This is a genomic window from Rhizobacter sp. P2_H2, from assembly GCF_056403375.1.
Map to the genome: position 1 here is coordinate 1 of NZ_JBFUFP010000356.1, position 4,964 is coordinate 4,964.

General features: G+C 71.5%; 7 protein-coding genes. 5 read left to right on the forward strand and 2 right to left on the reverse strand.

Features of this window, described 5'->3' with window-relative positions; all coding sequences use genetic code 11:
* The 5 genes from AC1D15_RS17790 to AC1D15_RS17810 all read left to right on the forward strand — a co-directional run.
* Positions 1-638, forward strand: a 638-nt coding sequence (locus tag AC1D15_RS17790) for a response regulator (RefSeq protein WP_477827024.1), incomplete at its 5' end; no start/stop codon positions are given.
* Between the two features lie 17 nt (positions 639-655).
* Positions 656-1,264 (forward strand): sulfite oxidase-like oxidoreductase, encoded by a 609-nt coding sequence (locus AC1D15_RS17795; RefSeq protein ID WP_477827025.1) that lies wholly within the window; start codon positions 656-658, stop codon positions 1,262-1,264.
* Positions 1,264-1,983: an FAD-binding oxidoreductase gene (locus tag AC1D15_RS17800; protein WP_477827026.1), complete on the forward strand. Its 720-nt coding sequence runs from the start codon at positions 1,264-1,266 to the stop codon at positions 1,981-1,983. The genes AC1D15_RS17795 and AC1D15_RS17800 overlap by 1 nt, the downstream gene beginning before the upstream one ends.
* Positions 1,984-2,009: 26 nt before the next feature.
* A complete protein-coding gene (locus AC1D15_RS17805; protein ID WP_477827027.1) occupies positions 2,010-2,801 on the forward strand; it encodes a HipA family kinase in 792 nt (263 codons plus the stop codon).
* Complete coding sequence (locus AC1D15_RS17810; protein WP_477827028.1) at positions 2,779-3,222, forward strand: DUF3037 domain-containing protein; 444 nt, start codon at positions 2,779-2,781, stop codon at positions 3,220-3,222. The genes AC1D15_RS17805 and AC1D15_RS17810 overlap by 23 nt, the downstream gene beginning before the upstream one ends.
* Here the strand turns inward: AC1D15_RS17810 and AC1D15_RS17815 are convergent.
* Positions 3,210-4,700 (reverse strand): carboxypeptidase M32, encoded by a 1,491-nt coding sequence (locus AC1D15_RS17815; protein ID WP_477827029.1) that lies wholly within the window; start codon positions 4,698-4,700, stop codon positions 3,210-3,212. The two genes, AC1D15_RS17810 and AC1D15_RS17815, sit on opposite strands and share 13 nt — an antisense overlap.
* A 48-nt stretch (positions 4,701-4,748) precedes the next feature.
* Positions 4,749-4,964 (reverse strand): hypothetical protein (locus AC1D15_RS17820; RefSeq protein WP_477827030.1); only part of this gene is annotated, 216 nt, incomplete at its 5' end.

Below are 4,964 nucleotides of genomic sequence, written 5' to 3' on the forward strand. Positions count from 1 at the left end.
CGCTGAACCTGCAGGTCGACCGCGCGACCGACGGCCTGCAGGCCATCGCACGCTGCCGCGAGCGCGTCTACGACGCCGTGCTGATGGACTGCCAGATGCCGGGCATCGACGGGCTGGAGGCAACCCGCCGCATCCGGGCCCAGGGCGAGCGCGAGCTGCCGATCATCGCGCTGACCGCCAATGCGATGGCCGGCGACCGCGACGACTGCCTCGCGGCCGGCATGAACGACTACATCGCCAAGCCCTTCACCCGCGACGTGATCGAGCACGTGCTGCAGCGCTGGCTCAGCGCGCCGCCGCGCCTGGCGCCGCAGGCGCTGGCCGAACTGAGGGCCCGGCAGCGGCCGGGCATGCACGACCTGCTGCATTCGGTCACCTCGACCTTCCTCGGCGAGGCGCCGCGGCTGATGCAGCAGATGCGCGCGGCGGCCGCCGAACCGGTGCAGTGGACCGAGCTGAAGCGCGCCGCGCATGCGCTGGCCACCTCGGGGCGGCAGCTCGGTGCCGAGCGCCTGGCCGCGCTGTCGATGGCACTGGCCGACAGCGTGCACACCGGCACGAGCGGCGACCTGGGCGCGGCGCTCGACGAGATCGGCGCGGAACTTGCACGCGTCGAGTCGGACGTGCGAGGCTTGTAGGCAACAAGGAGATTCACATGGCAACCCGCGGATTCTTCGGCCGCCGCCCGGCCACCGACGTGGCGAAGCGGCTGCCGCCCGGCCAGCACCTCACCGATGACTTCCCGGTGCTGTCGTACGGCCCGACGCCCGACGTGCCGCTGGCCGACTGGCGCTTCACGCTGCACGATGGCCCGCGCCCGCTGGCCAGCTGGTCGTGGGACGAGTTCAACGCGCTGCCCCAGACCACCTGGCGCGGCGACATCCACTGCGTGACCACCTGGTCGAAGTTCGACACCGAATGGCAGGGCGTCACCGTCGACGACCTGCTGCGCGCCGCCGGCATCGAGGCACCCACGCCCTGGGTGCTGGCGCGCTCGTTCGACGACTACGACACCAACGTGCCGATGGCCGACCTCGCCAACGGGCAGGCGATGGTCGCGACGCGCTTCGGCGGCGCTCCGCTTGCGCCCGAGCACGGCGGCCCGGCACGGCTGCTGGTGCCGCACCTGTATTTCTGGAAGAGCGCGAAGTGGGTCAAGGGCCTGCGCTTCACCGCGCGCGACGAGGCCGGATTCTGGGAGCTGCGCGGCTATCACATGCGTGGCGACCCGTGGCGCGAGCAGCGCTACACGAACGATCCGTGATGGACTGGAGCGAGGTGGTGATCGACGAGGTCCGACCCCGCACGCCGCGGGTGGCCAGCGTGTTCCTGCGCCTGCAGCTGGCCGCGCAGCACGCCGGCCAGCACCTGGACCTGCGGCTGACGGCACCCGATGGCTACCAGGCGCAGCGCAGCTACTCGATCGCGTCGGCGCCGGGTGCGGCGCGGGTCGAGCTGATGGTCGAGCGACTCGACGACGGCGAGGTCTCGCCCTGGTTCCACGAAGCGGCCCAGGCCGGCGACGCGCTCGAAGCGCGCGGCCCGATCGGCGGGCACTTCGTGTGGCAGCCGGCCGATGGCGGCCCCTTGCTGCTGGTGGGCGGCGGCTCGGGCGTCGTGCCGCTGCTGGCGATGCTGCGGTTGCGGCACCAGGCCGGCCGCGGCCTGCCGACGCTGCTGCTGTACTCGGCACGCCGGCACGAGGAGTTGATCTGCGCCGACGAGCTGGCCGCGATGGCAGGCGCCGATCCATCGCTGCGGCTGGTCTTCATCACGACGCGCGAGCCGCGCCGCCGGCCCGGCGACCTCGATCGCCGGCTGGACGATGTGCTGCTGCGCGAAGCGCTGGCCGGCTGGGGCCATCCGCCCGCGGCGACCTTCGTCTGCGGCGCGACGCCGTTCGTCGAGGCCATCGCCTCGGGCTTGCGTGCGGCCGGCATCGACGCCTCGACGATCCGCACCGAGCGCTACGGCGGGGCCTGAACCCGGGTTGAGGCGACAATCCGCCGATGCCCCGCCCCCCCCTGCGCACCGTCTGCGCCCACCGCTACGTCACGCCCTTGCGCGAAGGCGGCTCGCTGCCCGCGATCATCGAGGCCGATGACCAGGGCCTGTACGTGCTCAAGTTCCGCGGCGCCGGCCAGGGCCCGAAGGCGCTGATCGCCGAGCTGGTGTGCGGCGAGCTGGCGCGCGCGGCCGGCCTCGCGGTGCCCGAGATCGTGCTGGTCGAGCTCGAGGCCGAACTCGCCCGCACCGAGCCCRACCCCGAGATCCAGGACCTGATCCGCGCCAGCGCCGGCCTGAACCTCGCACTCGACTACCTGCCCGGCTCGGTCACCTTCGACCCGCTGGCCGACCAGCCGGCCGCCGACATCGCGTCGGCCATCGTCTGGCACGACGCCTTCGTCACCAACGTCGACCGCACGCCGCGCAACAGCAACCTGCTGATGTGGCACCGCCGGCTGTGGCTGATCGACCATGGCGCGGCGCTGTATTTCCACCACGCGTGGGATGGCCACCTCGACCGCGCCGCCAGCCCGTTCGCACTGGTGCGCGACCATGTGCTGCTGCCGTTCGCCGCTGCGCTGCCCGAGGCCGATGCGCGCATGCGCGAGGCGATCACGCCGCAGGCCATCGCCGACATCGTCGCGCTGATCCCCGATGCGTGGCTCGGCGAGCCCGAGGTCTTCGCCGACCATGCCGCGCACCGCCAGGCCTATGCCGATTACCTGACGCGCCGGCTGGCGGCGTCGCATGTCTTTGTCGAGGAGGCGATCCGTGCCCGCTCCCAGCTCCGCTGATCTCTGCACCTACGACTACGCGATCGTGCGCGTGGTGCCGCGGGTCGAGCGCGGCGAGTTCATCAACGTCGGGGCGATCGTCTCGTGCGCGCCCTCGGGCTTCCTGCAGGCCGGCATCGAGGTCGACGAGGCCCGCCTGCTGGCGCTGGACCCGGGCCTGGACCTGGCCGCCATTCGCGCCTCGCTGGCCGCGATCCCCGCGATCTGCCGCGGCGGTGCCGAGGCGGGTGCGCTGGGCCGGCTGCTGCCGCGCGAGCGGTTCGACTGGCTGGTCGCGCCGCGCAGCACGGCGATCCAGACCTCGCCGGTGCACACCGGCCGCTGCCGCGACCTGCCGGGCGCGCTGGAGCGGCTGCTCGATGCGATGGTGCGGCCGCGCCGCGGCGCCCTGCCCGACCCGCCGGCGGATCAGCCCAGGTAGCGGTTCTCGAGGTGCCGGCGGAAGTGCAGCGGGTTCAGCGGCTCGCCACTCGCGCGCACCGCGAGTTCGGCCGTCGTCCAGCGGCTCGCCTGCTGCCACACGTTCTCGCGCAGCCAGTCGAACACCGGTGACAGGTCGCCGGCGGCGATGCGCGAATCCAGGTCCGGGTGCTGGCCGCGCAGGGTTGCGAACCACTGCGCCGCGTACATCGCGCCCAGCGTGTAGCACGGGAAGTAGCCGAACAGGCCGTCCGGCMAGTGCACGTCCTGCAGCGCGCCGTTGGTGAAGTTGCCGCGGGTGTCGACGCCCAGCAGTTCCATCATGCCGGCGTCCCACAGGCCGGGGATGTCTTCCGGCTCGATCTCGCCTTCGATCAACGCACGCTCGATCCGGTAGCGCAGGATCACGTGGGCCGGGTACGTCACCTCATCGGCGTCGACGCGGATGAAGCCCGGGTTCACGCGCGTGACCAGCCGGTACAGGTTGTCGGGCTCGAAGGCCGCTTGCGCGCCGAAATGCGTGGCCAGCATCGGCGCCAGCAGCTGCGTGAAGCCGCGGCTGCAGCCGAGCTGCATCTCGAAGCTCAGGCTCTGGCTCTCATGCAGGGCCATCGAGCGTGCGCTGGACACCGGCTGGCCGAGCCAGTTGCGCGGGCGGTTCTGCTCGTAGCGGCCGTGGCCGGTCTCGTGGATGGTGCCCATCAGGCTTTGCAGGAAGCCGTCTTCGCGGTAGCGGGTGGTCAGGCGCACGTCTTCGGGCACGCCGCCGGAGAACGGATGGGCGCTGGTGTCGAGCCGGCCGGCCTCGAAATCGAAATCCAGCAGGTGCATCACCGCCTCGCACAGCCGGCGCTGCTGCTCGACGGGGAACGGGCCCACCGGCTCGAGGCAGGTCTCGCGCGACTGGCGGTCGCGCACCTGGGCGATCAGGCCAGGCAGCCATTGCCGCAGGTCGCCGAAGACGCGGTCGACCTCGACGCCGGTCATGCCGGGTTCGTAGCGGTCCATCAGCGCGTCGTACTTCGACAGGCCGGTCTGCTCCGACAGCAGCCGGGCTTCTTCGCGGCCGACGCGCAGCACCTCGCGGAAATTGACGACGAAGCCGGCCCAGTCGTTGGCCGGCCGCTGGCTGCGCCACGCATGCTCGCAGCGCGCGGTGGCCAGCGAGCGCGCCTGCACCAGCGATTCGGGCAGCGCATTGGCGAGCCGCCATTCGCGCTGGATCTCGCGCAGGTTGGCACGCTGGAAATCGTCGAGGGGTTCCTGCCCGGCGCGCTCGATGTCGCCGGCGGTCGATGGATCGGTGCGCAACCGATGCATCAGCGCTGAAAGCTCGGCCACCGCGGCGGCCCGGGCATCGTTGCCCTTGGGCGGCATCATCGCGGCCTGGTCCCAGCCGGCGATGGCGCGAAGGTGATCGAAGTGGTGAAGCCGCTGGCTCAGGGCGGCCAGCGCGTCATAGGCGGGTGTCTTGGTCATGTCATCGGGGCTGGAAGCACCCCGATGCTAAGCGACCCGCCAGAGAATTCAGTCGGATTCCGGCTCGGCGTCGATCAGGTGATCGTAGGCATTGATGTCGGACTCGACACGCGGGATCAGCGGCTTGTCCAGCGGGCGGCAGATGCGGCGTTGCAGGCGGTCCAGGCGCTCGGAACGCTCCATCGCCTGGAACACTTCGGCCGGATTCATCATGAGAACGAAGGGGTTGCCAACGATCTCGGTGCTGTCGGTGCTCTGCATGGT